Origin of the sequence: Parabacteroides faecis (assembly GCF_014647375.1) — a bacterium.
In the GTDB taxonomy this organism is placed as follows: domain Bacteria; phylum Bacteroidota; class Bacteroidia; order Bacteroidales; family Tannerellaceae; genus Parabacteroides; species Parabacteroides faecis.
Genome location: NZ_BMPB01000007.1, coordinates 385,747 through 411,619, shown reverse-complemented (window position 1 = coordinate 411,619; position 25,873 = coordinate 385,747). Strand labels below are relative to the sequence as shown.

Here is a 25,873-nt window from a genome sequence, read left to right as displayed (position 1 = left end):
AGATAGATTTAAGTTGTTGTAATTTTACGCTCGTCGGGAGTGCTGGTGCACCCCCTTGGCGCTAGCCGATCCCCGACCGATGAGCTTGAAAGAAAAACAGCGCATGACACAGTTTATTTTACGCCCCCTGATTTGTTTGCAAGAATAATTCATTCATACTTTCTACTATATAGGGACTTTAGGGAAAATCAAGCACTGTTAGGTGCTTTTATTCTCTTGTTATATCATCAATAAGACATTCAAACCATTGTAATATACGATCTACAAAACTAAGTTTAGGAGTAGATTCAGACAAACTGTTATTTGATTTAATGTTTTTTAATCCATGATATAGTATATTTTGGTCAAAATAAGAACCTTTTAATAAATCGACTATTACAGTATCTATCAGTACTATATTAGTATCTTTATAAAAGATATGTTTAGTGGCTATGTGTACAGAATCTGGAAATCCTATCTCTTTCATATCTTTTACATGTATCAAACTATCCTTGTTTTCATTCCATTCCCAAATAGAATAAGTCTGACATCCTATTCCACAAGTTAAATCGCTGATTATCCTTTTGTTCAATTTATCAAACAGCCAACCACTATCTATTTGATAATCCTCCAATATAGGTTTCATTTCTGAACATGTGTAGAAAGAATATAACGCTCGACTTTTTTGTCCTAACCATGAGTTCCACCTTATAAAAAGCTCATCTTTACCATCAAAATTAGCATCATAAAATCCAAATAATTTTGAGTGTTCAAATGGATCTTCTATATAGTTTGGAAAACAATCTTCTTTTTCTGTAGAAATACTGTTATAAATTTTGTAATAATCAACCGTTATCGTTTCATTATCTTGTAAAGAATCCCATTCTATACCTGTATCAAAATAAAAATCACTCATATAACAATGTACTGAGCAAGTATCTATTCTTTTATTAGGAGATTCGATAATAAGATTACCCCATAGAGGTTCACTATCCATAAGTTCGTATTCAAGATAGAATCTATAACCTTTAATAGTTTGTTTGTAATTAACATATACCGTTTTAGCCTGTTTAACATCATCAGATACATGTGTTGTAACAGATGTTTGTAAAGGTGTATTATTACAACTCAATAGTAATAAACCTAGTAAATAAATATTGTATTTCATTATCTATAATTTTATTTATCTTTCTGATTAACAGATGCTTTGTCATCCTTTACTAATTTGTAATTATATCCATCTTTTATATATACTTTGTGCTCTTTACTATCTGTATATTGATTATGAATATCCACTTTGACTAATTCAAATTTATAGTCTGTTTCAAGTTCTCCAAAATTCATTCTTTCTTGTTTGACTTGTTTATAAATATGTGTAATAGATTCAAAAGAACTTAGTGGGTAATGACATGTAATTGTTTTATTTGTAAGGTCAAAGTCAGTCATATCATTCTCTAAACTGGCAAAAGGTGCATCTTTTATAATCTCAGCATAATAAGGATGAATTTTATAAACCTCATAAGTATTAGAGCCTTTAGAACCTCCATTATAGCAATTAATTAAAAGTTCATTTTCTCCGTCAAAGTTTACATCTGAAAAAAAGAAGGGTGAATATTTAGAAAGAATTTCACCTTTCTTCTTAGGTGTATAATTCCAAAATAGAACATCCCCATCTTTTAAATGAGTATGTGAATAAACAGCTGTATCTCTATAACTTTGGGTTTGGATATAAAAGTGATTGTTTTCACTCTCAAAATGTAGAACTGCATTTCCTGTTTCAGCAGTATATCCACTTTTATCTGTAAAAGGTAACCATAATACTTTAACTGTATATCCGTTTATAGGTTGTTTATATTTGATATATACACGAGGACAATTTAGACTTTCAAATTCTTGTGAAATATCGACCTTTTGTTTATCTTCTTGTGTAGTTTTCTTATATTCATTATATTCTTGTAAGATTTTTTCTATATAAGGATTCTTTTGTAATATCTGGTGACATGAATCCATACGAATCGTATCGTTATTTGCTAAATATAATTCAGATAACTTCATCAACTCAAATCCGTAATTCTCGCTTGCCCTTCCTTCTGTCTCTTCTTTTTCGATTCGTTCGCAAATTTGTCTTTGTAACTCAATTGCTTTATCATAATTCTTCAATATTACCAAATACCATTCTCTCAAGGATTTTGCAAGTGGTATAAAACTAGGATGAGAATAACCTCCAAATGTTTCTAATAACTTTATGTGTATGAAAGAAATTTCATATAACTCTATCACTTTCTCTGCAAGCAATCTTTTATTTGAAGAACGATCATACTTCTCATACAAAGACAATATCATATTATTCAAATTTTGTTCATTTTTCCATGTGTTTGATGGATGTGCATAAATATTTTTTTTCTCCTTATCAAATAAATCAAATAGCTGCTTAGGCTCATTTGATTGAACATGATTTATACATTGCTTGATAACTGAATCCACGTGAGCTATAATTTGCCATGTATAATCCTCATCAATATCTATTGCTCCATCTATTATCTTAGAAAGAGACCCAGATATTTCAATCCTTCTTTTAGTAAAAGCTGTATCGACTTCCAGATAAGGAGACAATACCGTTATCAAAGAATCTTGTTCTCCCTTCGTTAGTGAGCCATTTGGAATTTCAATACTTTCTTCCGTCATATTGGAATCTGTTTTTTCTTCTTGTTTAACAGATCGCCCATTGCAAGCCATCAAACAAAAACTTAATAGAATCATTAAATACTTCATCTTCTTATTCCTCCCTACTAATATTCAGACTTCAAGTAATCCTAATCTTTCTAACTTCATTGATAGTACCTTTTTTGAACAGGGACTATAAAAACGTTATCTATCAAAAAAAGTACTCACTCTGGAAATTTCAATCATATAACTCATTCTCTTTTTAATTTTACTCCAAGTTAGTCAATTGACTTATTTTTCATTATAAACTTCTTATAAAACCTTTCCATCACATCTATAAACTCTTTTGGCAATCTCTTAAGCACTTCTTTCTTTATTTCCTCTGGAACTTCTTTGTAATAGGCTTCTGCAATACTTCCAGTAATAGCACCCATTGTATCAGCATCTCCCCCTAAAGAAATAGCCAAACGAATAGCATGTTCAAAATCCTTACTTTCCAAAAAAGCGATGATGGATTCAGGAACAGAACCTTGACAGGTGACATCGAATTGATAAGCAATTCGTATTTTATCACAGGTTCGATTAAGATTATAGCCAAAAGTAGATTCAATATATTCCTTAATTTCCAGCTTTGATTTACCTGTACGTGCCAGATAGATACATGCTGCTGTAGCCTGCGCTCCTTTAATTCCCTCAGGGTGGTTATGGGTAACTTCTGCGCTTTCTTTAGCCTTTTTCAAAGTTTCTTCCAATGTTTCAAACGCCCATCCAACAGGACTAACACGCATTGCAGAACCATTTCCAAAACTATTATAAGGTTCTGGAATATCTTGTTGTAACCAATTATAAAAAGAACCTCCATATCCTGCATTTGGATAACGATTACCATAGTCTAACATAATATCAGACAGGATATTGTTAGTCAATAACCAATTAGCATTGGCAACAGTCATTACAGTATCATCTGTAAATCTGGAATATTTCTTGAATAGAGGGAAGTCTATTGATTTTATAGGGTTAAACTCATAAATTGAACCTATTATATCCCCAGCAATCGCTCCTATAAGAATATTACAGTTTATATTTATCCTTTGCGTTTTTGCCCAATAGTCTAATGTATTGTTATCAATTTTGTCAGAATCTGGCTTGATCTCACTCATGATAGCATGGTATAGTTTGGTTGAGCATTGATTATTTCCCACTTGATTGAGAGAATTTAGCATACGGGTAATCCTTAATTGATTGTGATATGGCAATTCGTAAAGTCGTCCTGTAATCTGACATTGAATCTGTCTTTTGTTACAATGGAATCCAACATAATTCAAATATAATTGACAGGTTCTACAATAGTTTGACTTAGCCAAATCGTCTTGCTGCAATTGTTCTTTAAAGTGATCATCAATGGTCGGTGCTTCTGGGTGAAACTGGCTTTTGTCGATAGTAGGTAGAATCCATTGTATAAAATCGTGATAATATTCTATCTGTTCATGATTAAATTGTAAAATATCTTTGTGATAGCGATTTTTATTATCTGGTAGTTCATTTCTAAAAAAGCGGATCAAATCAACCTGTTCTTTGGGAACAATCTGTTTTTCTTCTATTGGAGTAATATTGTTTATTCCAAATTCCTTATTTTTTTTATTTCCAAATAAATGTTTGAATCTATTTAGCATAATCATTAATATATATATTGGGTAATCTCTTTAATCACATTCCCAGCCATTATCCCACCAGACGGATAACCATTTTTAGGATTAGATATAATGACCAAGCAAGTATATATAGAATTATCAATGGAAAAGTAACCACAGAAAGATACTTCTTGCTCTTTACTTGTAATTATGGTACTTGTTTTACCTGCAATCTCCATATAATCAGAATCAACATTCTTTCCTGTACCTTCTTCGACACAGAATCTCATCATATTCTGAATATCTGGAATAACATTCTCATAACCCTTTATTCTATTATTGGCAATATCTCCATATAAGTGAATTAGGTCTACAGGGGAAATCATAGTTTCATATCCAATAGTAAGCCAGGGTAAAGAGGTAGTACTCCAATTAGTTGTATCAATCTTAAATCCCAGGTCAATCATGGAAGAAACAAATTTCATTTGCTGATCCTCATATCCTTTCAATATCAATTTAGCCATACCAATATTAGAACCATATCCAAATACCTGTCTAGCTGTCAATACTCCATATCCACCATTATTATAATTGTGATCCGTCATTCTTGCACCTTTGTAGATATAAGCACCGTTTCCAACATCTACAGTGTCAGAGGGAATAAGTACTTTGTCCTTTAAAGCAATCATCATAGGAAAAGGATAAATCAATCCACCAATATATCTAGGTTGATTAAACACATTGGTATCTCCATCTTTATATGTATCACCAGATAAGACAAGGGAACTTTGTGTTATAATTTCCCCTGTCTGATTGATAATCATTATTAACCCAGAATCTGCCTGTACTTCTATCAGTTCATTTAATAGAGCTTCTTGAGATACAGCTTGAAAGTCATGATGTCTTATACAAGAAATACAAATCCAAATAATTATTACATAAAATAAGTATTTTCTCATACTATATATTAAATTATTCATTTTGTAACTCTAATCCTAAAATAGAAGCAATTATATTTAAAAAGAACATTGCAATTTTTTTACTCGCTTCTGGAAATAAACTAGGGATTATAACCACAATGAGGAAGAAAACCCAAATAAATTTAATTGCTTTCCAATTTACAACACTTTTGCTTTTTCCTGTTTTAGAATTATATACTATCATAATATTCTACAATTTGAAATCTATGTATTATTTTTTTGTATTAGTTATTATATATGTAACTCCATTGATAAAAAATATTACATCGTCATTGTATTTCCCATTTTCATCAGTATAATTATATGCTTTCAGCCATATTTCTTTATTAGATGTGTGTATTAGAGCGAAATCATCACAGTCTATTATTTCTTTTATTCTAAAATGGTAATTCTTTTTTTTCAAAGTCATTTTTATTTCGTGTTGATTAGCTGATATTGTAATATCAGTATCATACAAGACATAGCTATTTTTACTTTCTATGAAATAACAATAACTGAAATTTTCATCGCCCCATTCATTGGGATCTATAGGTTCAATCCCTGCTCCACTACCTGTGTATTGTGCATATCCGTTTATGGATTGTACAATAAAGAAAAATAATAAAATCAATTGTTTCATAATTTAATATTTAATAATTACTATCATCCCAAAAATTAAATCCTCTTCCAAATCCATTACCATATAGTATATTGAGAGTTCCTACTAAACCATTTTTTTGTATAGCTTTATCCATATCTTTATCACATAAGATAGTACATTTGTGTCTACCCTTATCATTAATTTCTGTGTAATCAAGAATATTTGTTTCACTGACAATAACCTCTCCTTGATAGGAAGAGTATAAACCATATCCTTCATTACTTCTTGAATATTTGTCTATCATTATCTTTATCATATAATTAGAAGGATGTTCACCCTTCGCATAGAGATATATGTTTAGTCCAACTTTATTATACTCTGTTTGTACACTGAAATATGAAAAATGTCGTTCCCAATCTCCCCAAAGTCCATTTTTTAAAAGGCAAGTTTGATATAGTGGATAAACACGATCATGTTGAGTAAGTCCAAAAGTGCTTTTTAATGAAGAACACGACATACTAATTGCAATTAGAATAATAAAGAATGTATAATTTATAAGTTTCATATGTAAAATAGAACTATCCCTGTTTCCCTACGGTAAGCATTAAAATAGAACTGAAAATGCAGGAACAGGCAACAAGCGTTGCGCATTTTCTTTTAATAGTATTTGTTGTTGATTTTCAAGTAAATAATATTACTATTGTAATTTAGGATTATTGGTAAATAGAACTTGAACACCTTGAAAAGTCATTGCAACTACCTTTTTAAATTCTGGATCACCAAAAAAGGTTACATGTTGGTTCGCTTCATTAATAGCTTCATAGATTATGAATCTTTCTCCTTCTTTCAAGACTGTTCGTGTGTCAGTTATATTATATCGATCTGTTTGTCCTAAAAATGTACATTCAATATAATATTCTTCGTATAGAGAGTTATCACATACAAGTATAATAGCACTTTCGTTATTAAATAATTTGAATGTTGATAATGGTGCTCCTTCTTCTCCTTTATAGATATATCTAAATAACTGACCTTTTCCTCTAGTTAATTTTTGGAGAGTTGATGATTGTGCAATAATATTATTTGAACCACAAAAATCATTCTGAGACTTTAGAGGTGTGCAAACTGTTGATAATAAAATGGATATTGAACCTATTAAATATCCTTTACATCTACTTGACATAATAAAAATGTTTTATATTCCTGTTTCCCTACGGAATGTGAAATAATAAAAAAGGTGTGGGAACACTATTTACTTTATCCTATTATCAGGCTCTCGCATTGCCTTTGGAATGGATAAAGCAACAGCAACCCACACCAATAGGATATAGTTTCCCCTTCACAGGTAAATATATATCAAATGATGCGGGTGCTATTGCTATCATCTTCATTCCAATTATACAAATTTGCGAGATTTGATAATAGAAGATAATATCAATAACACCTTTCGTGAATTATGTCCTTCCCTAGAGGCTCAACACTATGAGTATAAGGAATTGGTACAAAGTTACGAAAAGCGTTTATATTGTCAATAATATATCTCCATCTAAAACGAGAGAGAATCGTAAGTTTCTAATATTTCTTCCTGTCTTAGTCCTAGATACCTTTTAGTGATTGACACACTGGAATGATTAAATAACTCCATCAATTTAACTAATGCCAATTCTGCATTCTCTGAATTTTGATTATAAACCTGTCTTCCAAATGTCTTTCTAAGAGAATGACAACTGAAATTCTTTACTTTCACCTTGTATCTGGCTTTAATCTCTTTCAACAGTACATTTATCCGCTGTATAGAGAAGGTTGTTCCTTTCTGACTTACCAGAATAGGGGACTTGACACTAACAGGCTGTATCTGTTTGTAACATTCTGCAATGTGTTTCTTCAGTTGAGGGTTAATACGAATGGTTCTCATCTTACCTGTTTTCTTCTCTAATATGGTAAACTCATCCACATAAAGGATCGTATCCCAGCGTAATGATAAAATATCAGAGATTCTTAATCCCCAGAAACAACCAACGGCAATAAGTAAAGACATCTTATAATTTCCATCTTTACTCAATCGCCTAACCAGATTTGTCATTTCATCCCATTGCATATAATCCGCTGTAGTCGTACTATATTTTAAACTCATAATATTCAGTTTTAATTGATTATGTATAAAAGTGATTGTTTTCTGCCATCTGAAAAAATGGCTAAAACGTAACTGGCTGATAATAAGAGAAACATTCACTTCTAGCATTAGTGAATGTTTCTAATTCAGATTATTTCCCCAATTTGTTTTTTACTTCAAAGAAGAAAAACACAATTAAGAATAATAGCATGTAAAGAGCAATCAATCCTAAAAATAATTCTGGATAGACAAACATAAAGATCAAGAAGGTAATAAATAAAATAGCTTTCATAATACCCTCCCTTCATCCAAATAAGAATAATATCCGCTATCTGTCACTATTATATGATCCAGTAAAGTAATATTAAATAGTTTGGCTGCTTTTCTAAGATTCGTAGTCACTAAATCATCCTGTGCACTAGGTTTTAAACTTCCACTAGGGTGATTATGTGCTAAAATTATACTGGAAGCATTTCCTAATATCGCTGCTTGCATAATTATTCGTATATCAGCAGATGTTTCATTTGTTCCACCTTCTGAAATATGAGCAACACCCAAAAGTTTACCAGCATTATTCAGTAGGATTAGTTTTAAACATTCCTTATACTGGATTATGTCCTTATCATATACATAATCTATTAAAAGTTTATATACATCTGCTGCTTGTACTATAACAGGTCTTTCTGAACTCTTAACCTTTGTATTGTACGTTAATTTAACATCACATACTTTCAATATCCCTTCCATACGTTTGTTGTTTAATAAGTTGTTTGATTGTTAATTATGAATTTTGGGAAGTGAAAGGAATATCTCCAGATAAAGGATTGAATCCAATTTCTGTTCTAACTGGTTGTAAATTCGTTCTGTTAAATATATTCTATTCCAGCCAAATACAGGTTACACCCGTTTGAACTCTGAATCCCGTCTGAATTATCCAGTAGGAAAACAAGCAAAATATTCACTTTCACTTCAACTACCGTATGGGGACTTTAGAAGTAGTGAAGTCATGTGTGTATAGCATACATATATTATTATGTAAGACTTATTTCCAGCCAACAACATCTAAGAAGAAAAAGACTTCCTTCTCTTATGGGGAGGGGGGATAAATTAAGATGGTATATTTTAAATGTATATATGTCTAAAGACTTATTTTTCAATTAGTGACAGTTTATTTTGTTAGCTCTCTATATTTCAGTATCTTTGTGTATATCAATAAAATAGATACCGGTTTTACCTTTTATCATTATCCAGATTACTTATTTTTCCAAAATCAGAGGACAGTGTTTGGTTTTAATGTGAAAACTTGAATTGTCCTTCTCTAAATCCAATTTCTAAAATATGGTATTATACACACCTACCAACCGAATTTTCAGTAATAGATTAGAATGTAAGAAAGTATTGAGAATAAACAATCCTCAATACGCAAAATTGATAGAACTGAACATTCTGATTCCAATTAATAAAGATAATACTAACCTAAATCAAAAATAAATGCCGGTTTACTTTTTGCATGTGGTCGGGTTATTTTTTGCACCACCTTGTTTATTACTTAATTATAAATTACTTAATAATGGTTTGCACCTCTTTCCAGAGGTCAAACAGGAAATCTCGCAGATTACCTATTTACTTTCTAAAATGGTCACACCTAATGAATTATCGCATAATCTCCAAAGACTTACTATTGAAACTAACAAATAAGGAAGCATATACTTTTTGTTGTATATTACTGAATACAGATAGAGAAACTTACATTTCCCATATAAAGGAAGAAACATTAGCTGAAATGACTGGATATTCAAAAAGGACAATATCCACTTATATTCAGGAATTTAAGTCAATTGGCTTACTCACAATCAGAACTGAACAGATAAAAGGAGAAAAAGGTATATTTAATCGGAATACTTACCATGTAGTAAAACCGACAATAAACTTTTTTCGAATTGAGTATGATTTTCTGTTAGAAGAAATACCATCTGACATAAAGGGTTATCTTCTTCTATTGAAGTGCATTGGCTATAATGGCAGTAATTCTGTTCTATACAGCTTAGATGTTATAGGCAAAAAGAAACTTCTTTCAATCGGCTTATCCACTATCAAGAAACTAAATGCGAAGGCTATCACCTTAGATGTTATTAGCAAAGAAAGTACTGGATATAAAATTACTGACCGTTTTATCTATGAGGATATGAAGAAGGAAGAAATACCTTCTGACAGTCAATATTTAGAATACTATGAGCAGATAGCGGATTTTTGTAAAAAACGGCAAATAATCCCACCTAAGTATAATAAGTATCTAATGTATGTCATTTTCAATAATTGTCCCGAACCATCCTTTTTCATTAGTAAAATGGATAACCGAATGTTTACTGAAAAACGGATTCATAGTCTGGAATACTTTATTAGGATACTGAATTTTCGTTATCCAGTATCTCCAAATAAAGAAGAAACAACAATTATATTATAAATCAATATTCATTTTGCCATGAATAACTATTATATCTCTAAATGGGTACTTTCAAAAATGAAGGTATCCATTTTTTTATGTGGTTACAAGTAAAGTGAGAAATCATACTTTATGTATGCTTCACCTTTATTTGTTCCAGTCATGGGATTTTTCTGGAAGTTTTTCCTTTTATATACCCAGCTTCGGATTTTATCCCAACTTTGAAATAAACGTCGTTAGAATGTATTCTACTGCATTTATTGAGTGACTAACAACCCACAATAGAACTAGTAACTACTATAATACTCATATTTGTAGAATATTTCTCTGACAGCTTTTAAAGAAAAAGTAGTAGTAGAATAGGTACTATTAGTATTGTTAGTACCTATTTCTTTAGTACATGTAGTTAATATATATGAAATATTTTTCGAAATAAATTGCAATTATTACATTTGCCCTCGCATTAATTAAGGCACTCCCTTTATTTGGTGATATTGCCAATGTTTTAATTTTTTTTAAAATGATTACAATTATTAATGCACAGAGTTTTATCCAAATTGTTAAAAGTTCAAGAAAAGAACAAGTAGCTAACTTCGGAACTTGGTTTCCTGCATCTGCTGACGGGGCAAGCCTGAAAGCTGCAATAGATAGCAAAGTTGCGATGTTAGAATCTCAATTGAAGAACCTTAAACAGTTTAAAGACAGTATAACTGCTGAACAACTTGACGAGGAACTTAATCGAGAGAGAGCTACTAAGTTACTTTCTACTTTATCCAAAGAGCAATTAAAGGCTTATTTGGACAAAATGGATTAAACTTTAAAGGCTATTACCTCGGTAATAGCCTTTTTTATTATTAGTAATTATGAATGTAATAGAGTATATAGAAGAAAAGCACCAGCTAGTACTTAGCAAAGAAGTACAGGACTATATTAATGACCTAAAAGAGGTTGAGGGTTATATATTACCTTATATGTATGAGGATCTAGCAATACTTAAAGGCTGTGGTAAATGTATGGTCTTTACTAGTATTGAGTACCCTAATACTTGTGACTGGGTAGAACTTAATTTTGGATTTGTTAACATATATACTCACCATTTCTTTTCCAGATACAGAAAAAGAAGACCATTTTATAATCACCTTAATGTTAGATGTAACCCTATGGATAAACTATTAAGTGTTATTCATGTTCTATGGAATCTAAAAGCATATTTAACTATCCCAGGAGAAGATGTTGTAGGCTTTCTTAATACTGAAAATCAGGCATTCTATTTATGTGAAGATGGTATAATACCAGTTACTTTCCTTAGTCCTACTATTATTAGATGTAATACTTTTATTTCTTCGGATTTACTTTCAAAAGAGCAAGGTCAATTCTGGTACAATGCGTATAAAGACCTTTCTAATCAGAACAAATAAGTAACAAATACTAGCAGAAGTAATCACTTTATACCCACTTCTCTGTTTAGAGAAGTGGGTTGTAATACATGTAATATACTGATATATAGTATTATATAATTACAAGTATGTGTAAGCGTTAAATTAATAAAGAACAGTTATCGAACGATTGTTTATTTAAAACGTATATGATGTTTACACTTTCCCCTTCACGAACTTATGGCCGATCCAGTAAGTTGCCCGTTCAGCTTTGAACTTCAGTATGCAATATTCCGGGTCTTCCACACCTTTGGGGAAATGCTCATAAAACCAGTCTACCCATAATGCTTTCTTCTCCGCAGCGTCTTCGACTACTTCGATGGTGCCTGTCAGCGTCACACTGTCGCCTTCCTTGAAGAAAGCGACGCCTGCTTTCGGGTTTTCGATAAAATTCTTTGTCTTTTCAGAACTCGTTCCCGTTGAGAACCAGATCGTATCGATCCCGTCTGTCTTGATCTTCGAAATGACTATGGGACGGGGATAACCCTGTTCGTCGATGGAGGCTAATGTTGTTACCTCGCAGTTATTCAGCAATTCGATTGCCTCTTGTTTGATCTTTTCCATAAAACTATTTTTTTGTTTCGGAGGCAAACATAAGGGAAACTTCGCGGTTGCTGTTGTAAAAAATCGACTTTCTTCTATTATATATAGGTAAGCGGATCGTCTTCCGGTATCGGTAAAGACATGAATGCGGATGGATTGCTTCCAGATAATCTTCTGAACTCTTTGATAAAATGAGATTGGTCGTAGTAGCCACAGTCGATGGCTAACTGCTGCATGTCTGTATCTTTTATGCCCCTTAAAACTCGGGTTGCGTTCCTGAATTTGGTGATCCTGCTGAATTCTTTCGGTGTATAACCGGTGACGTGTTTGAATTTGCGCTCGAAATGACGTTGGCCGAGATATAATTTATCGGTCAGTTGACGGATGGGGAGCATCCCGTTCGACCGGATGATCAGATCGGTTGCCTGCAACATCTGCCGGTCTATGGGAATGATAGCGGACAAGTGGGAAAGGAGGAACCTTTCTATGATTTGTATGCGTTCCTGCAAAGATTCTCTTTCGCATAACATTTCTGCAAAACTATTGTCGAAAAGCATATCCAATTCGGAAGCATCGATTCGCATGTCGGTAAATTCTCCCAAAGGAACCTTTGTGAATGCCGCCAGTCCGCAAGGAGAGAAGCGTACACCCATCATATGAAGGTTGGTCGAACGTGTGACCAGTTCGGAATAAACCCGCATGGGACCGACGAAATAAAAACGGTAAGGCTGCATCAGCATTTCACCGTTCAGAGGTTGCGACGGTTCCTGGATGGAAAAGATGAAATCCGCACATCCGTCAGGCAATATCTTATAACGCATGTCGTATTCAGTCTCGCCTTTCACCTCCCAATATTTGTCGATATAGGGAGCCAGTGACGGGCATGGAGGATATTCCTGGTACATAATGGCGTATTACACAGTTTGATTGGATTCGTAGAGGTTCACTCTTTTTTCCAGCGTTTCAGTTGAGGAAAATAATACTGCATGCCGGCAAGCGCTTCTTCTTTTGTGTAGCTTTCGCCGTTGTCGTGTTTGAAAGAATCTGAATACTGAAGACAGATTTGGATCATTTCATCCATCGTTACATCCTGTACAAATTTCCCGTCTTTAAAACAGAACGCGCAATACTCTTTGTTTTTACTCCCGTCCTGGTTTGTTCCATAATCCGTATCGGATATCAGCGGCATACCGCAACTTTGACAATAAATAGGTTCCATACTCTTAAATTTATTTATAAGCCTCTTATTTTAGAACAAATATAGAATTATTTTTCAGATTAAAAACAATACCTTTGAAGACTTAAATTTTAATAGACCATGGTAAATAGACGAAATTTTCTAAAAAGTGCCTCTGTCCTGACTTTAGGGGGGCTGGTAGCCGGAAAGGCAGAATCATTACATGCAGCCACTCCCGTCGTATCGGAAACGACTGCTGCCAAAAGTATCGGTTTACAGATTTATTCTTTGGGAGGTGAACTGATGAAGGACGTTCCCGGTGGAATGAAGAACCTTAAAAAGATGGGTTATTCCACTCTTGAACTGGCGGGTTACAATAACGGCAAGATCAATGGTGTCGATATGATGGAATTCAAGAAGATGGCAGAAGATGCCGGATTGAAGATCACCAGTTCTCACGTGAATCCTCCGACAGGCGAGTACACGCCGGATACCCGCAATATGATTATGGAATATTGGAAAAAGACGGCAGACGATCATGCCAAGTTAGGTGTGAAATATCTGGTTCAGCCCGGACAACCCCGTACCCGCAGTGTGGAAGAGGTAGGCTATGTTTGCGATGTTTTCAACGAAGCCGGAAAAATTGTAAAAGCGGCAGGTATTCCTTTTGGCTACCATAACCATGACTTTGAGTTTGCCAAAGTACTTCCCGGAGGTAAAGAAGCTATATTCGGCCGCCATAACAAAGGCGAAAAAATCTATGATCTTTTCCTGAAAGATACGGATCCTGATCTGGTATTCTTTGAAATGGATGTATATTGGACGGTGATCGGGCAGAATGATCCGGTGGAATACATGAAGAAATATCCGAATCGTATTAAACTGTTGCATATCAAAGATCGTGCAATCCTTGGACAATCTGGCTTTATGAACTTTGAGATGATCTTCAAACAGGCCTATCAGATCGGTGTAAAGGAATATTATGTAGAACTGGAAGGTATGCCGGATGGCCGTACCCAGTTTGACGGGATAAAAGGTTGTGCCGATTATCTTTTGAAAGCCAAGTTTGTAAAATAAGTAAAGTATAATATATAAAGGTACGTGTGAAAGCCGGTCTAGGAATAGACCGGCTTTTTTAGTGTGGTGTGGAAAAAATCCACACTTCCACATCGATTCCACACCACAGTTGTGAGATGTACGGAAATACAAGATGTGATATAAAATGTTTTTATCTGTTGATAGTTAGTGTATTAGATAGGTGTATTTCGACTTTATATTCTTTTGGCACGTCATTTGCATAAATAAAGGTGTTGGGGAATAAGTGAGTTCCCCTCTATGAATATGATGATGAAGTTTAGAATTTAGAATAAGTGTAAGTATCTATCTCCCGATATTGTTTTCTAATATGTATTAGATTAGCAAAAACTTATCGATTGATAAAGGCCGTTCCGCCTGAGAAGGTAGAACGGCTTCATTTTTTTATAACTGTAGGGAGTTGGACAGCTTTTCCAACCAGTCGGGAAGGGTATCCAGATGATGGATACGATCGTCGATATAGGCAGGGGCAAATAAATTGATCTGCAGATCCTTGCATTTTTCCTGTAAACTGTCTTCCACCGGGTAATAACTGGCTAATACGGCCAGCGAGATATCTCCGCCATAGGTTTCACGTACCGCATCTACCTTATATATATCGTTCTGCGTTACATTTCCTGATTTACATTCGATGAATATTAGTTTCTGTTGGTTGTTCAACAAGACATCCACTTCGTTTTTTGTCCTGGAACTGTTGTTTTCTGTCCTGAATAGAACGCTCTGCCATACCTCGGGACGGTTGGGATGTCTCTGGCTCCATGTCCTGACTTTATGGGCAACGAGTGTTTCCCACCAGCGTCCTTTGAAAAATAACATACCTGCGTTGGGAGTCGTTAACCTGAGCAATACATGGTTTTGCTGTGCAATGAGGAAAGTATCCTGTCTTTGCTTGAAGCGCAACCCGCTCTTGAAAACCCGTGATGACGGTAAGCGGGATAGTTCCTTATTGCAGAATATATTGAAGAACTTCTGGATCATGGTATGTTCTTTCGGGTATTGTTCGATAAACTGCTTGATGGAGACGGAAGCCTGTATGTCGGCATCGCTCAATTGTTTGGCGTCCTGGTATTCTGTCAGGATATTTCCGCTCAGGCCCAATATCTCTTTATTATCCAACTGGCTTTGCATCGGATGCTTTTCAAAGTTTTCCAACCGGATCAGGTCGCCCAGTTGAGTCAGGTAGAAGGCCGGGGCGTTATATTCTTTGGCTATTGTAAATGCGGCGAATGCCATCAGCTTGGTTCCTTCCGAAAGATTATAGGCAAACTCGTCGGTAGGGTAGGCCTGGTGTATCTTGCGGCACACGTTGCGAACGTTTTCTCCGTCGTACGGTTCGGTCCGGTATAAGGTCCGGCGGATACTGGCGGGGAGTAGCGGAAATAAAGGGGCAGCTACATCTTTTGTCTCGTTTGTGCAAAGAAGATGCACATGGTCGGGTGCAAACTCTTTGATCCCGTGATAAACAGAGGTGATATCTTTGCCAAGTAATATGATCTGATGTTTCATGTTTTATATCATATATTAATTAAGGTTCTAAATGTAGTATTAATTTCGATATAATTCATATCTTCGCTCCCTAATCAATCGCTGTATATATAGCAAATGGAAATTTTTATTATTGTCGGCCTTATTTTGTTGAATGGTATTTTGTCGATGTCTGAGATCGCTTTAGTGTCTGCCCGTAAGGCCCGGTTGGAACTAGAGGCAAAAAGAGGTAATAAATCTGCGCAAACAGCCCTGAAGTTGGCTGGTGAGCCCGATCGTTTCTTATCTACTATCCAGATCGGTATCACGCTGATCGGAATCCTGACCGGTTTGTATTCAGGAGAGGCTTTCGCCTATAATCTGTCAGAAGTGGTACGTCATGTTCCCGTACTTGAGCCTTATGCGCTAGGATTGTCAAAGACTGTAATCGTTATAATCGTTACTTATCTTACTTTGATCATGGGTGAGCTTGTGCCGAAACGTATCGGCATGGGATATGCCGAACGGGTTTCGATGCTGGTTGCCAGACCCATGTTTCTGCTATCAAAGCTGGCTTTACCCTTTGTATGGTTATTGTCTAAAAGTACTTCCTTTGTTATTAAAATTACCGGAATTAAAGCAAATGAAGAAAATAAAGTAACGGAAGAAGAGATCAAGGCGATCGTCAAAGAAGGCTTTGACGGAGGTGAAGTGCAGGAAGTTGAACAGGACATTGTGGAACGTGTGTTCAACCTGGGAGACCGTAATGTCGGTTCGATTATGACACACCGGAGTGACTTGGTTTGGCTGGATGTAACGGATAGTATTGAAAAGATCCGTGAAAAGGTACAGGAAAACCTGTTTAATATATATCCGGTAGCTTCCGAAAAATTCGATAATATCAAAGGTGTCGTTTACCTGAAAGATCTGTTCGGACGGATCGATGAACCTGATTTCTCGCTGGAACAGGTAATACGTCCGGCTCAGTATCTGCCGGAAAACCAAAGTGTTTATAATGCGTTGGAGCAGTTCAAACAGGCACGTGTTAAATATGGTATCGTGACGGATGAGTTCGGAGGTATCCAAGGTATCGTTACTTTGAAAGATATCATGGAAGGTTTGATCGGCCAGGTTCCGGAATTGGGAGAAGAGGCTGAGATTACTCAGCGTGCCGATGGTTCCTGGTTGGTGGACGGACAGTATAACTTCTATGATTTTCTGGAGTATTTCGATATGGAAGATCTCTATGCCGAACATGATTATAATACGTTGAGCGGCTTGATCCTGGAAATATTGGAACGTGTCCCGAAGACCGGTGAGACACTTAATTGGTTAACTTTCGAATTTGAGATCGTGGATATGGATGGGGCACGTATCGACAAGGTGTTGGTGAAGAAGATAGATTGATATTCTTTGTACGAAGATTAAATAGTGGAAGGATTTCCCTGAAACTGTAAGCCATAATTCGAAAGAGGAATGTATCGTATCCTCTTTCTTAATAGTGACATTCACTGAGTAGATTTGAAAAGTCCCTTATTTTGTAATCAAAATAAGGGACTTTTGTATTCAAAGCATATATGTTTTAATGACGAAACATATATGCTTTGAAAAGCCTTCTGTATAGTTTCTCTCTTCTTACAGTTCTTTGATCTTATGAAGCACCTCCATTTTTCCGAAGAGGATCAGCTTGTCGTTGGATTCCAGCACCAGATCATCGGTTAGAGGGTCGACCACATAATATTCTGTTTGTTTCAATCCAATCAGGTTTCGTATTTCTTTGGCTCGTTCTACTCCGACCAAGCGGATACCGAAGTTCGTTTGGAAGTCGATCGTCCTTAAAGTCTGTCCGACCAAAGCACCCGGTGTCTTTATTTTGTACAGATGATGCGTCTCCGTCACCTGATACCAACGCTGGAACAGATCGCCCAGCAAGCTCTGGGAAGCATATGTGGCGGCATAATCCTGTTCCGGGCGAATGATTTCCGACACACCGATAGAACGGATCACCGTTTCATGGATGGGAGAGATGGAACGGACGATCAGCCTGCCGGCATCCAGGCTCTTTAATAAGGCGACTGTTTGTACCGAAGTACCGAAATTCTTCCCATAGGTCACAAAAATAGCATCCATCTCGCTTAGCGGAAGCGTGTTCAGTGCATCCCTGTCGGTCGTGTCGAGGCTGACAGAACCGGAAATGGTCTGCTTGACAGCCTCTACTTTATGCAGATTCAAATCGACACCGATCACTTCGTCGCCGATGCGGGTTAAATTTTCCGCGATGGCACGTCCCAGATTACCTAATCCTATAACCAGAAATTTCATAAGGCATTCTTATTACATTAATATATTTTCCTGAGGGTATGTATAATCCCTCTTTTTGTACTCTTTTATAAAGCTGACCATAAAAGTCAGTACCCCGATACGTCCGATCAACATCGTGCAGATGATGATCAGCTTTCCCGCCATGGAAAGCAGCGGACTAAAATTCAGGCTCGACCCTACCGTACTCAAGGCAGAAACAACTTCGAAGGTAAGTGTAAAGATCGGCGTCCCTTCTTCTGTGTAAGACAGCATCCAGACTGCAACCGAGGCGAAAATGAAATAAAGGACAATGGTCGCAAACGCCCGGCGGATTGTTGCGGGAGATATTTCCCGTTTACGTACTTCCACCTTCTCTTTTTCACGGGCAACGTTCAATGCCGTGACGATCGCCACGAAAACCGTCGTTACCTTCAACCCACCCCCGGTAGACATCGGTGCAGCACCGATAACCATCAGAATAAGCGTAAGCATCAAGGTTACCGGACGAAGTGTTCCCATATCGGCTACCGTAAATCCGGCTGTTCGCGGGGTGACTGCTCCCAGTAAAGAATCCGCCAGTTTCCCTTTGAGCGGAAGCCCTGCCAGCGTATTGTCCGTTTCAAAAATAAAATAGAGGATCATTCCGCCGATGATCAACGCCAGCGTACTTATCACTACGATATAAGTATGGATATTGATAATGCGGGGAGTATGGATATACCGTTTTTGCAGCCTGGTAGCGACCATGAACGTATTTACGATAAAATGCCTTAACAGTTTCAGATAGTTGAATACGATCGGGAAACCCAGTCCGCCGAAGATGATCAGCAGGGAAATCCAGACATGCAGATTGTAATTATGTACAACTAACGGATCGCACATATTACCGCTTAACGTAGAGATCCCGGCATTACAGAAAGCCGATACTGCATGAAAAATGGCAAAGAATATATCATCCTGTACCGTGGCACCCGGTAACGTGCCTCTTATATCCATATAAATGAAATAAGCCCCGATCCCTTCGATGAAGAAAGTAACAAACAGGATATTCAGGATCACCCGGAACAGTCCTCCGGTACGCTCTTCATTCAACATATCTTTCAGCATCAGTTTGCTGGTAAAAGAAGAATGCCCCATAAAAGACAGCGCAAAGAAACTGGTGAAAGTCATCACGCCGATCCCTCCGATCTGTATCAGGATCATAATGATTACATGCCCGATATGAGTGAAAGTGGTCGCTACATCCACCGTCGTAAGTCCTGTTACGCAAACCGAAGTCGTAGCCGTAAACAGGGCATCCACAAAATGGATCGGCCGGGTAGTGGCATTCGGCAACATCAATAATCCTGCGCCGATCAGGATTACGAAAATAAAACTGAGCAGGAACAGTAGCGATGGTTTGATACGGGTCTGCATCAGTGTGAATGTCTGCCGCGATAAATGGATAACACTCAGCAGCAATAGTAAAGTATATACGAACAACGGCTTCGAAAGGAAGTCGAGATAAGGCAATGACCGCTCGATGACGTCCCTGAAAAAGACCTTTGCCGATAGAACGGCAAACAGGAGAAAATAGATCCCGATATCCAAATACAGCAACTTCTCCTGTATAATCTCATTGAACCGGACTATATAGCGCAGCGTGATCCCGATAAAGAACCCCAGTAAAATATAGATACGGCTCAGGTATAAATGATGTATAGTTTCGCTGGTCTGCTGAAACCCGAACTGATAAACCAGAACAAACAGGGAGGCGATGGATGCCAGGAGTATGATACCTTCTGCCGCTATATTCAGCAGCCCTTTTGCGTTGGCCCAATACATCCGGCATGTGAACTGTATATGTTTTATGTCCATGATCAAGTAAAATCTGTAGCAAATGTATTAATAAAAGTATTCCGGGGTGGGAATAGTTTAGAAAGTTTTGATAAAGCATGTTAAAAAGAAAAATATCAACGTTTTACCATAATATTGTTTTGTTTACATTATGGGTGATAAATGTTATTGTATGAGGTAAGATAGTAAAATAGCAGATAAATAAGCTGTTATAAATATTGAAAAAATAGTTTTGTGTGTTTTGTATATTGGATAAATGATTATATTTGCAACTGATTAACGTAATATCATGGAAACACATATGGAAAACAAGAAAATGCTTTATTCGCACGTATCTGTCGATTGCGTGCTATTGGGAGTCAATGAAGACAAACTTTGCGTACTGCTGGTGGAACGGAAGATAGATAATAGTGATGAGAAACATTACAAATTACCCGGTAGTCTTATTTACGAGAATGAAGATCTGGATACGGCTGCTTATCGGGTATTTAATGAAGCCACCGGTTTGAAACGCGTTCCTTTGAAACAGTTCCGTAGCTTCGGGTCTCCGTCACGTACCAAAAATGCAGACGATATGCAGTGGCTGGAAAATGCCATGAAGCTGAAGATCGAACGGATCGTTACTGTAGCTTACCTGGCGTTAAGCAAGATCGGACGGAAATCGAATCCGACCAATAAATATAACTCGCTTGCCTGGTTCCCTGTCGATTCTCTTCCGGCTTTGCCTTTCGACCACAGGGAGATTATCGGAGCTGCCGTGGAAGAAATACGGGAATGGGTGGAGAAAGAACCGTCTATCATTTTCGATTACTTGCCGTTGAAGTTTACGGCTTACCAGTTGAGGCGTACTTATGAGATCATATATAATAAGGAAATGGACGTTCGTAACTTCCATAAGAAAATGAGTTCGCTGGAATATATAGTGCCGACCGACGAGGTTGAAACAGGAGTTGCCCATCGTGCCGCCCGCTATTATCGTTTCGATAAAGTGAAATATAATAAGATGCATTCAAAATTTAATAAGAATTAATCACGTAAGAATATGTATTTATTAGGTTGTGACATAGGTAGTTCTTCTGTCAAGGCATCTATAGTAGATGCCAATTCGGGACTGACGGTCGGTGCCGATTTTTATCCGAAGGAAGAAGCTCCTATTAAGGCTGTGAAACCCGGTTGGGCAGAACAGGAACCGGATGACTGGTGGAAATATCTGAAAGAGGCTATAAAAGGAGCCATTGCTAAAGCCGATATCCAGGGAACAGATATCAAAGCGATCGGTATCTCTTATCAGATGCACGGACTTGTACTGGTAGATAAGAAGATGGAAGTATTGCGTCCGTCCATTATATGGTGTGACAGTCGTGCCGTTCCTTATGGCGACCGGGCATTCAAGAATATAGGGGAGAAGAAGTGCTTGTCCCATCTGCTGAACTCTCCGGGAAACTTTACCGCAGCCAAACTGGCCTGGGTAAAAGAATTTGAACCCGAACTGTTCCGTTCCGTCCATAAGTTTATGTTGCCGGGTGACTTTATCGCCATGCGTATGACGGGAGATATCGTTACTACGGTTTCCGGTTTGTCGGAAGGCATCTTCTGGGACTTCAAGAACGAGACGGTATCTGAGGACTTGATGAACTTCTTCGGATTCAGCAACGATCTGATACCGGCAATCCGGCCGACATTCGGCTTGCAGGGCGAACTGCTGGGCTCTGTCGCAACGGAACTGGGCTTGAAGAAAGGTACTCCTGTTACCTACCGTGCGGGTGACCAACCCAATAATGCCTTATCGCTTAACGTACTGAATCCGGGAGAGATCGCAGCAACAGGAGGAACCTCCGGGGTGGTGTATGGCGTGAATGGAAAAGTAAACTTCGACACATTATCGAGAGTGAATACTTTTGCTCATGTGAACCATTCATCCGAGCAGACCCGTTTAGGCGTATTGCTATGTATCAACGGCGTCGGCATCCTGAACTCATGGGTGAAGAAAAACGTAGCGCCGGAAGGTATCAGCTATCCCGAACTGAATGATCTGGCTGCCGATATCCCTGTCGGCTCGGAAGGATTGTCTATCCTGCCGTTTGGTAACGGTGCCGAACGTATGTTACAGAACAAACAGATCGACTGCTCTATACACGGACTGAATTTTAATATTCATAGTAAAGCGCATATCGCTCGTGCCGCCCAGGAGGGAATCGTGTTCTCTTTCAAATACGGTATGGATATTATGAACGAAATGGGTATCGACATCGATGTGATCCGTGCCGGTAATGCCAATATGTTCCTGAGCCCGGTCTTCCGTGATACCTTGTCGGGTGTGACAGGAACGGTAATCGAACTGTTCGATACGAACGGAGCCGTCGGTGCTGCTAAGGGAGCCGGTATCGGTGCCGGAATCTATCAGTCGGCGGAAGAAGCATTCGCCTCTCTGAAGAAGATCGATGTGATCGAGCCTGACGGATTGAAAGCGGACAAATACTGCGCTGCATACAGTATCTGGAAAGAACGTCTGGATACATTAATGGCAAATAATAATATACCAATGTAATATAAATCATTAAAACAATTAATTTCATGGACTTTTATAAAGGTGAAAAAGAATTCTTTCCCGGAATAGGAAAGATTCAGTTTGAAGGAAGCGATTCTAAGAATCCGATGGCATTTCATTATTATGATGAAAATAAGGTGGTAATGGGTAAGACATTGAAAGACCATCTCCGTTTTGCTATGGCTTACTGGCATACACTTTGTGCCGAAGGTGGTGACCAGTTTGGCGGCGGGACAAAAACATTCCCCTGGAACACGGAGGCTGACCGTATCAGCCGTGCAAAATATAAAATGGATGCCGCTTTCGAATTTATGACCAAATGTAGCATTCCTTACTATTGCTTCCACGATGTGGATGTTGTAGACGAGGCTCCTACAATGGTTGAGTTTGAAAAAGACCTGCAGACAATGGTTGAACATGCCAAAGGTTTGCAGCAGGCAACAGGCAAGAAACTGTTATGGTCGACAGCCAACGTATTCGGTAACAAACGTTATATGAACGGTGCAGCTACCAATCCGTATTTCCCGGCTGTCGCTTGTGCCGGTACGCAAATCAAGAACGCTATCGACGCTTGTATCGCATTGGGCGGTGAGAATTATGTATTCTGGGGTGGTCGCGAAGGTTATATGAGCCTGCTGAACACCGATATGAAACGTGAAAAAGATCACCTGGCCATGATGCTTACCATGGCACGTGACTATGGTCGTAAGAATGGTTTCAAAGGAACTTTCCTGATCGAACCGAAACCGATGGAACCGACTAAACACCAGTATGATGTGGATTCTGAAACGGTGATCGGCTTCCTGCGTCATTATGGTCTGGATAAAGACTTCGCCCTGAACATCGAAGTGAACCATGCTACATTGGCGGGACATACATTCGAACATGAACTGCAGGCTGCTGTCGATGCTGGTATGTTATGCAGTATCGATGCTAACCGTGGTGACTATCAGAACGGTTGGGATACCGACCAGTTCCCGATGGATATCTACGAGCTGACCCAGGCATGGCTGGTTATCCTTCAGGGTGGCGGTCTGACTACCGGAGGAACGAACTTCGACGCGAAGACCCGTCGTAACTCGACCGACCTGGACGATATCTTCCTGGCTCATATCGGTGGTATGGATGTTTTTGCCCGTGCTTTGATAACGGCTGCTGCCATCCTTGAAAACTCCGATTACAAGAAAATGCGTACTGAGCGTTATGCCAGCTTCGACAACGGCGAAGGTAAAGCATTCGAAGACGGCAAGCTGACTTTGGAAGACTTGCGTACGATCGCTCTTCGTGACGGCGAACCGAAGCAGATCAGTGGCAAGCAGGAATTATATGAAATGATTCTCAATTTATATATATAAAATTAGTTACAAAGAGTAACTTTCTCTTCTCTTGGAGAAAGGCAGGAGGCGTGTGATAATTACGTGTTTCCAAATGATAGCACATCTCCGAACCTTTCTCCGGAGTGGAGAAGTTACTTTTTGTTTCTTAGTCTGATAGATATGAAAAACAACAATAGTTACATTTTTGGCCTTACCCTCGTTGCTACCCTTGGAGGGTTACTATTCGGATATGATACGGCTGTTATCTCCGGAACAGTAGAATCACTACGGAAATTTTTTATCGAACCTTACGGATTACCTCTCGATCAGGCTAATTCGCTGGAAGGATTTGTGGTCAGCAGTGCGCTGATCGGTTGCATCCTCGGAGCTTCTTTTGCCGGATGGGTGAGCCAGCGGTATGGTCGTAAGCCGACGTTGGTCGTTGCGGCTATCCTTTTCCTGCTCTCTGCGATCGGTTCCGCATGGCCGGAATTCGGCTTGGGACTACCCGGAAGCGGAGATCATACTTATATGTATTTGTTCGTTGCCTATAGAATATTGGGAGGAATAGGGGTCGGACTGGCTTCTATGGTTTCTCCTATGTATATTGCTGAAGTGGCGCCTGCCGACCGCCGTGGTAATCTGGTTTCCTGGAACCAGTTTGCTATCATCTTCGGTATGCTGGTGGTTTATTTCGTGAACTATACTATTGCTTTACAAGGAGATGCAGCGTGGCTGCATGCCACCGGCTGGCGTTGGATGTTTGCCTCTGAGACCATCCCGGCAGTCTTATTCCTTGTTTTCCTGATGTTCGTACCGGAAACTCCCCGTTATCTGGTCATGCGTGGTAAAACAGAAAAAGCCTTCTCTATTCTTAGTCGTTTGATGGATAAGGAAGAAGCATCGAAAGAATTGGTAGATATTAAAGAAAGTTTCAAGGAAAAAGCACCATCTATGCGTCCTTACTTCCAGTTTATGGGAACCTGGTTGGTTCTGTTTCTGATCTCTTACGGAGGATTGGAACTGGCTGGCAGTACGAGTGCGTTGGAGATCGCTTTGATTGGCAGCTTCTTTGTCTCTTTGATACTCCCGATCCGTTCGTTTGGCGTTCTGATCATTCTGGTGGGTGTGTTGTTGTCAGCATTCCAGCAGTTTGTCGGTATTAACGTAGTATTATATTATGCACCGGAGATATTCAAGACGATGGGGGCCGCTACCGATGCCGCTTTGTTGCAGCAGATCGTGGTAGGTGCCGTGAACCTGTCGTTTACCGTACTGGCTATCTTTACGGTCGATAAGTTCGGCCGCCGTCCGTTGATGATCATCGGAGCTTTGGTTATGGCTGTTTCGATGACTATACTGGGTACGACTTTCTATACCCATTCCGTCGGCATCGGTTCGCTGGTTTGCATGTTGGTTTATACGGCTGGTTTTGCCATGTCATGGGGACCGGTTTGCTGGGTATTGCTGGCTGAAATATTCCCGAACTCTATCCGTTCTACGGTGATGAGTATTGCCGTTGCGGCACAGTGGATTGCCAACTTCCTGGTATCATGGACTTTCCCGATGCTCGACAAGAATCAGTACCTGACTGAAACATTTAATCATGGTATGGCCTACTGGATATACGGTCTGATGGGTATCCTGGCTGCCGCCTTTATCTGGAAATTCGTCCCCGAAACCAAAGGAAAGACGTTGGAACAGATGGAACAATACTGGAAAAGATAATTCCCATATACTAGATTGGTTAGGAAGTAACCGGAAGTT

25 protein-coding genes and 1 pseudogene are annotated in these 25,873 nt (G+C 38.2%); 9 read left to right on the top strand and 17 right to left on the bottom strand.

What is annotated here, in order from left to right:
* Window positions 1-208: 208 nt before the first annotated feature.
* The 11 genes and pseudogenes from IEY67_RS12270 to IEY67_RS12225 all read right to left on the bottom strand — a co-directional run bounded on the left by IEY67_RS12270 (window position 209) and on the right by IEY67_RS12225 (window position 8,694).
* The gene (locus IEY67_RS12270; RefSeq protein WP_183671350.1) at window positions 209-1,147 is read right to left on the bottom strand and encodes a hypothetical protein; all 939 of its coding nucleotides are present in this window, start codon (window positions 1,145-1,147) and stop codon (window positions 209-211) included.
* A gap of 11 nt (window positions 1,148-1,158) precedes the next feature.
* Window positions 1,159-2,664 (bottom strand): hypothetical protein, encoded by a 1,506-nt coding sequence (locus IEY67_RS12265; RefSeq protein ID WP_189086824.1) that lies wholly within the window; start codon window positions 2,662-2,664, stop codon window positions 1,159-1,161.
* Window positions 2,665-2,921: 257 nt separating this feature from the next.
* Window positions 2,922-3,725 carry an ADP-ribosylglycohydrolase family protein gene (locus IEY67_RS25385; RefSeq protein ID WP_308425755.1) on the bottom strand — a complete coding sequence of 268 codons (804 nt, stop codon included), beginning with the start codon at window positions 3,723-3,725 and terminating at the stop codon, window positions 2,922-2,924.
* Window positions 3,726-3,791: 66 nt separating this feature from the next.
* Window positions 3,792-4,316 (bottom strand): annotated as a pseudogene (locus IEY67_RS25380) (opioid growth factor receptor-related protein); the annotation flags it as partial.
* A gap of 5 nt (window positions 4,317-4,321) precedes the next feature.
* Window positions 4,322-5,254: a penicillin-binding transpeptidase domain-containing protein gene (locus IEY67_RS12255; protein ID WP_183671353.1), complete on the bottom strand. Its 933-nt coding sequence runs from the start codon at window positions 5,252-5,254 to the stop codon at window positions 4,322-4,324.
* Entirely contained in the window at window positions 5,247-5,438 is a 192-nt protein-coding gene (locus IEY67_RS12250) for a hypothetical protein (protein WP_183671354.1), read from the bottom strand. The genes IEY67_RS12255 and IEY67_RS12250 overlap by 8 nt, the downstream gene beginning before the upstream one ends.
* A gap of 27 nt (window positions 5,439-5,465) precedes the next feature.
* Window positions 5,466-5,873 carry a hypothetical protein gene (locus IEY67_RS12245; RefSeq protein WP_183671355.1) on the bottom strand — a complete coding sequence of 136 codons (408 nt, stop codon included), beginning with the start codon at window positions 5,871-5,873 and terminating at the stop codon, window positions 5,466-5,468.
* A gap of 10 nt (window positions 5,874-5,883) precedes the next feature.
* Window positions 5,884-6,399 (bottom strand): hypothetical protein, encoded by a 516-nt coding sequence (locus IEY67_RS12240; RefSeq protein WP_183671356.1) that lies wholly within the window; start codon window positions 6,397-6,399, stop codon window positions 5,884-5,886.
* 132 nt (window positions 6,400-6,531) lie between these two features.
* Window positions 6,532-7,017, bottom strand: a complete 486-nt coding sequence (locus tag IEY67_RS12235) for a hypothetical protein (RefSeq protein ID WP_183671357.1) — start codon at window positions 7,015-7,017, stop codon at window positions 6,532-6,534.
* Between the two features lie 363 nt (window positions 7,018-7,380).
* Window positions 7,381-7,968 carry a tyrosine-type recombinase/integrase gene (locus tag IEY67_RS12230; protein ID WP_183671358.1) on the bottom strand — a complete coding sequence of 196 codons (588 nt, stop codon included), beginning with the start codon at window positions 7,966-7,968 and terminating at the stop codon, window positions 7,381-7,383.
* A 267-nt stretch (window positions 7,969-8,235) separates the two neighbouring features.
* The gene (locus IEY67_RS12225) at window positions 8,236-8,694 is read right to left on the bottom strand and encodes a JAB domain-containing protein (protein WP_183671359.1); all 459 of its coding nucleotides are present in this window, start codon (window positions 8,692-8,694) and stop codon (window positions 8,236-8,238) included.
* A gap of 901 nt (window positions 8,695-9,595) precedes the next feature.
* Here IEY67_RS12225 and IEY67_RS12220 point away from each other — a divergent pair.
* The 3 genes from IEY67_RS12220 to IEY67_RS12210 all read left to right on the top strand — a co-directional run bounded on the left by IEY67_RS12220 (window position 9,596) and on the right by IEY67_RS12210 (window position 11,808).
* Window positions 9,596-10,411 (top strand): hypothetical protein, encoded by an 816-nt coding sequence (locus IEY67_RS12220; RefSeq protein WP_183671360.1) that lies wholly within the window; start codon window positions 9,596-9,598, stop codon window positions 10,409-10,411.
* Window positions 10,412-10,910: 499 nt separating this feature from the next.
* The gene (locus IEY67_RS12215) at window positions 10,911-11,204 is read left to right on the top strand and encodes a hypothetical protein (RefSeq protein WP_183671361.1); all 294 of its coding nucleotides are present in this window, start codon (window positions 10,911-10,913) and stop codon (window positions 11,202-11,204) included.
* Between the two features lie 49 nt (window positions 11,205-11,253).
* Window positions 11,254-11,808 carry a hypothetical protein gene (locus IEY67_RS12210; protein WP_183671362.1) on the top strand — a complete coding sequence of 185 codons (555 nt, stop codon included), beginning with the start codon at window positions 11,254-11,256 and terminating at the stop codon, window positions 11,806-11,808.
* Between the two features lie 174 nt (window positions 11,809-11,982).
* Here the strand turns inward: IEY67_RS12210 and IEY67_RS12205 are convergent, their stop codons facing one another.
* The 3 genes from IEY67_RS12205 to IEY67_RS12195 form a co-directional block, all read right to left on the bottom strand.
* Entirely contained in the window at window positions 11,983-12,390 is a 408-nt protein-coding gene (locus tag IEY67_RS12205; protein WP_122374498.1) for a pyridoxamine 5'-phosphate oxidase family protein, read from the bottom strand.
* 77 nt (window positions 12,391-12,467) lie between these two features.
* Entirely contained in the window at window positions 12,468-13,274 is an 807-nt protein-coding gene (locus IEY67_RS12200; protein WP_183671363.1) for an AraC family transcriptional regulator, read from the bottom strand.
* 38 nt (window positions 13,275-13,312) lie between these two features.
* Complete coding sequence (locus tag IEY67_RS12195) at window positions 13,313-13,588, bottom strand: zinc ribbon domain-containing protein (protein WP_122361681.1); 276 nt, start codon at window positions 13,586-13,588, stop codon at window positions 13,313-13,315.
* Between the two features lie 99 nt (window positions 13,589-13,687).
* Between IEY67_RS12195 and IEY67_RS12190 the strand changes: the two genes are divergently transcribed.
* Entirely contained in the window at window positions 13,688-14,623 is a 936-nt protein-coding gene (locus IEY67_RS12190; protein ID WP_122351646.1) for a TIM barrel protein, read from the top strand.
* A gap of 402 nt (window positions 14,624-15,025) precedes the next feature.
* On the opposite strand, the gene IEY67_RS12185 is transcribed toward IEY67_RS12190, so the two are convergent.
* The gene (locus tag IEY67_RS12185; RefSeq protein ID WP_122374496.1) at window positions 15,026-16,147 is read right to left on the bottom strand and encodes a Card1-like endonuclease domain-containing protein; all 1,122 of its coding nucleotides are present in this window, start codon (window positions 16,145-16,147) and stop codon (window positions 15,026-15,028) included.
* Between the two features lie 96 nt (window positions 16,148-16,243).
* Here IEY67_RS12185 and IEY67_RS12180 point away from each other — a divergent pair, with 96 nt between their 5' ends.
* The gene (locus tag IEY67_RS12180; protein ID WP_122351644.1) at window positions 16,244-17,512 is read left to right on the top strand and encodes a hemolysin family protein; all 1,269 of its coding nucleotides are present in this window, start codon (window positions 16,244-16,246) and stop codon (window positions 17,510-17,512) included.
* A gap of 228 nt (window positions 17,513-17,740) precedes the next feature.
* Here the strand turns inward: IEY67_RS12180 and IEY67_RS12175 are convergent, their stop codons facing one another.
* Together IEY67_RS12175 and IEY67_RS12170 are read right to left on the bottom strand one after the other, a co-directional pair.
* Window positions 17,741-18,427 (bottom strand): potassium channel family protein, encoded by a 687-nt coding sequence (locus IEY67_RS12175; RefSeq protein WP_122351643.1) that lies wholly within the window; start codon window positions 18,425-18,427, stop codon window positions 17,741-17,743.
* Between the two features lie 12 nt (window positions 18,428-18,439).
* A complete protein-coding gene (locus tag IEY67_RS12170) occupies window positions 18,440-20,263 on the bottom strand; it encodes a TrkH family potassium uptake protein (protein WP_183671364.1) in 1,824 nt (607 codons plus the stop codon).
* A gap of 268 nt (window positions 20,264-20,531) precedes the next feature.
* Here IEY67_RS12170 and IEY67_RS12165 point away from each other — a divergent pair, with 268 nt between their 5' ends.
* From IEY67_RS12165 to xylE, 4 genes are all read left to right on the top strand, one after another.
* The gene (locus IEY67_RS12165) at window positions 20,532-21,272 is read left to right on the top strand and encodes an NUDIX hydrolase (protein ID WP_122374494.1); all 741 of its coding nucleotides are present in this window, start codon (window positions 20,532-20,534) and stop codon (window positions 21,270-21,272) included.
* A 12-nt stretch (window positions 21,273-21,284) separates the two neighbouring features.
* Entirely contained in the window at window positions 21,285-22,790 is a 1,506-nt protein-coding gene (locus tag IEY67_RS12160) for a xylulokinase (RefSeq protein WP_183671365.1), read from the top strand.
* 26 nt (window positions 22,791-22,816) lie between these two features.
* Window positions 22,817-24,145, top strand: a complete 1,329-nt coding sequence (gene xylA / locus IEY67_RS12155; protein ID WP_122374492.1) for a xylose isomerase — start codon at window positions 22,817-22,819, stop codon at window positions 24,143-24,145.
* Between the two features lie 141 nt (window positions 24,146-24,286).
* On the top strand, window positions 24,287-25,834 hold the full coding sequence (xylE, locus tag IEY67_RS12150; RefSeq protein WP_122374491.1) for a D-xylose transporter XylE: 1,548 nt from the start codon (window positions 24,287-24,289) through the stop codon (window positions 25,832-25,834).
* The last annotated feature ends 39 nt before the right edge of the window (window positions 25,835-25,873 follow it).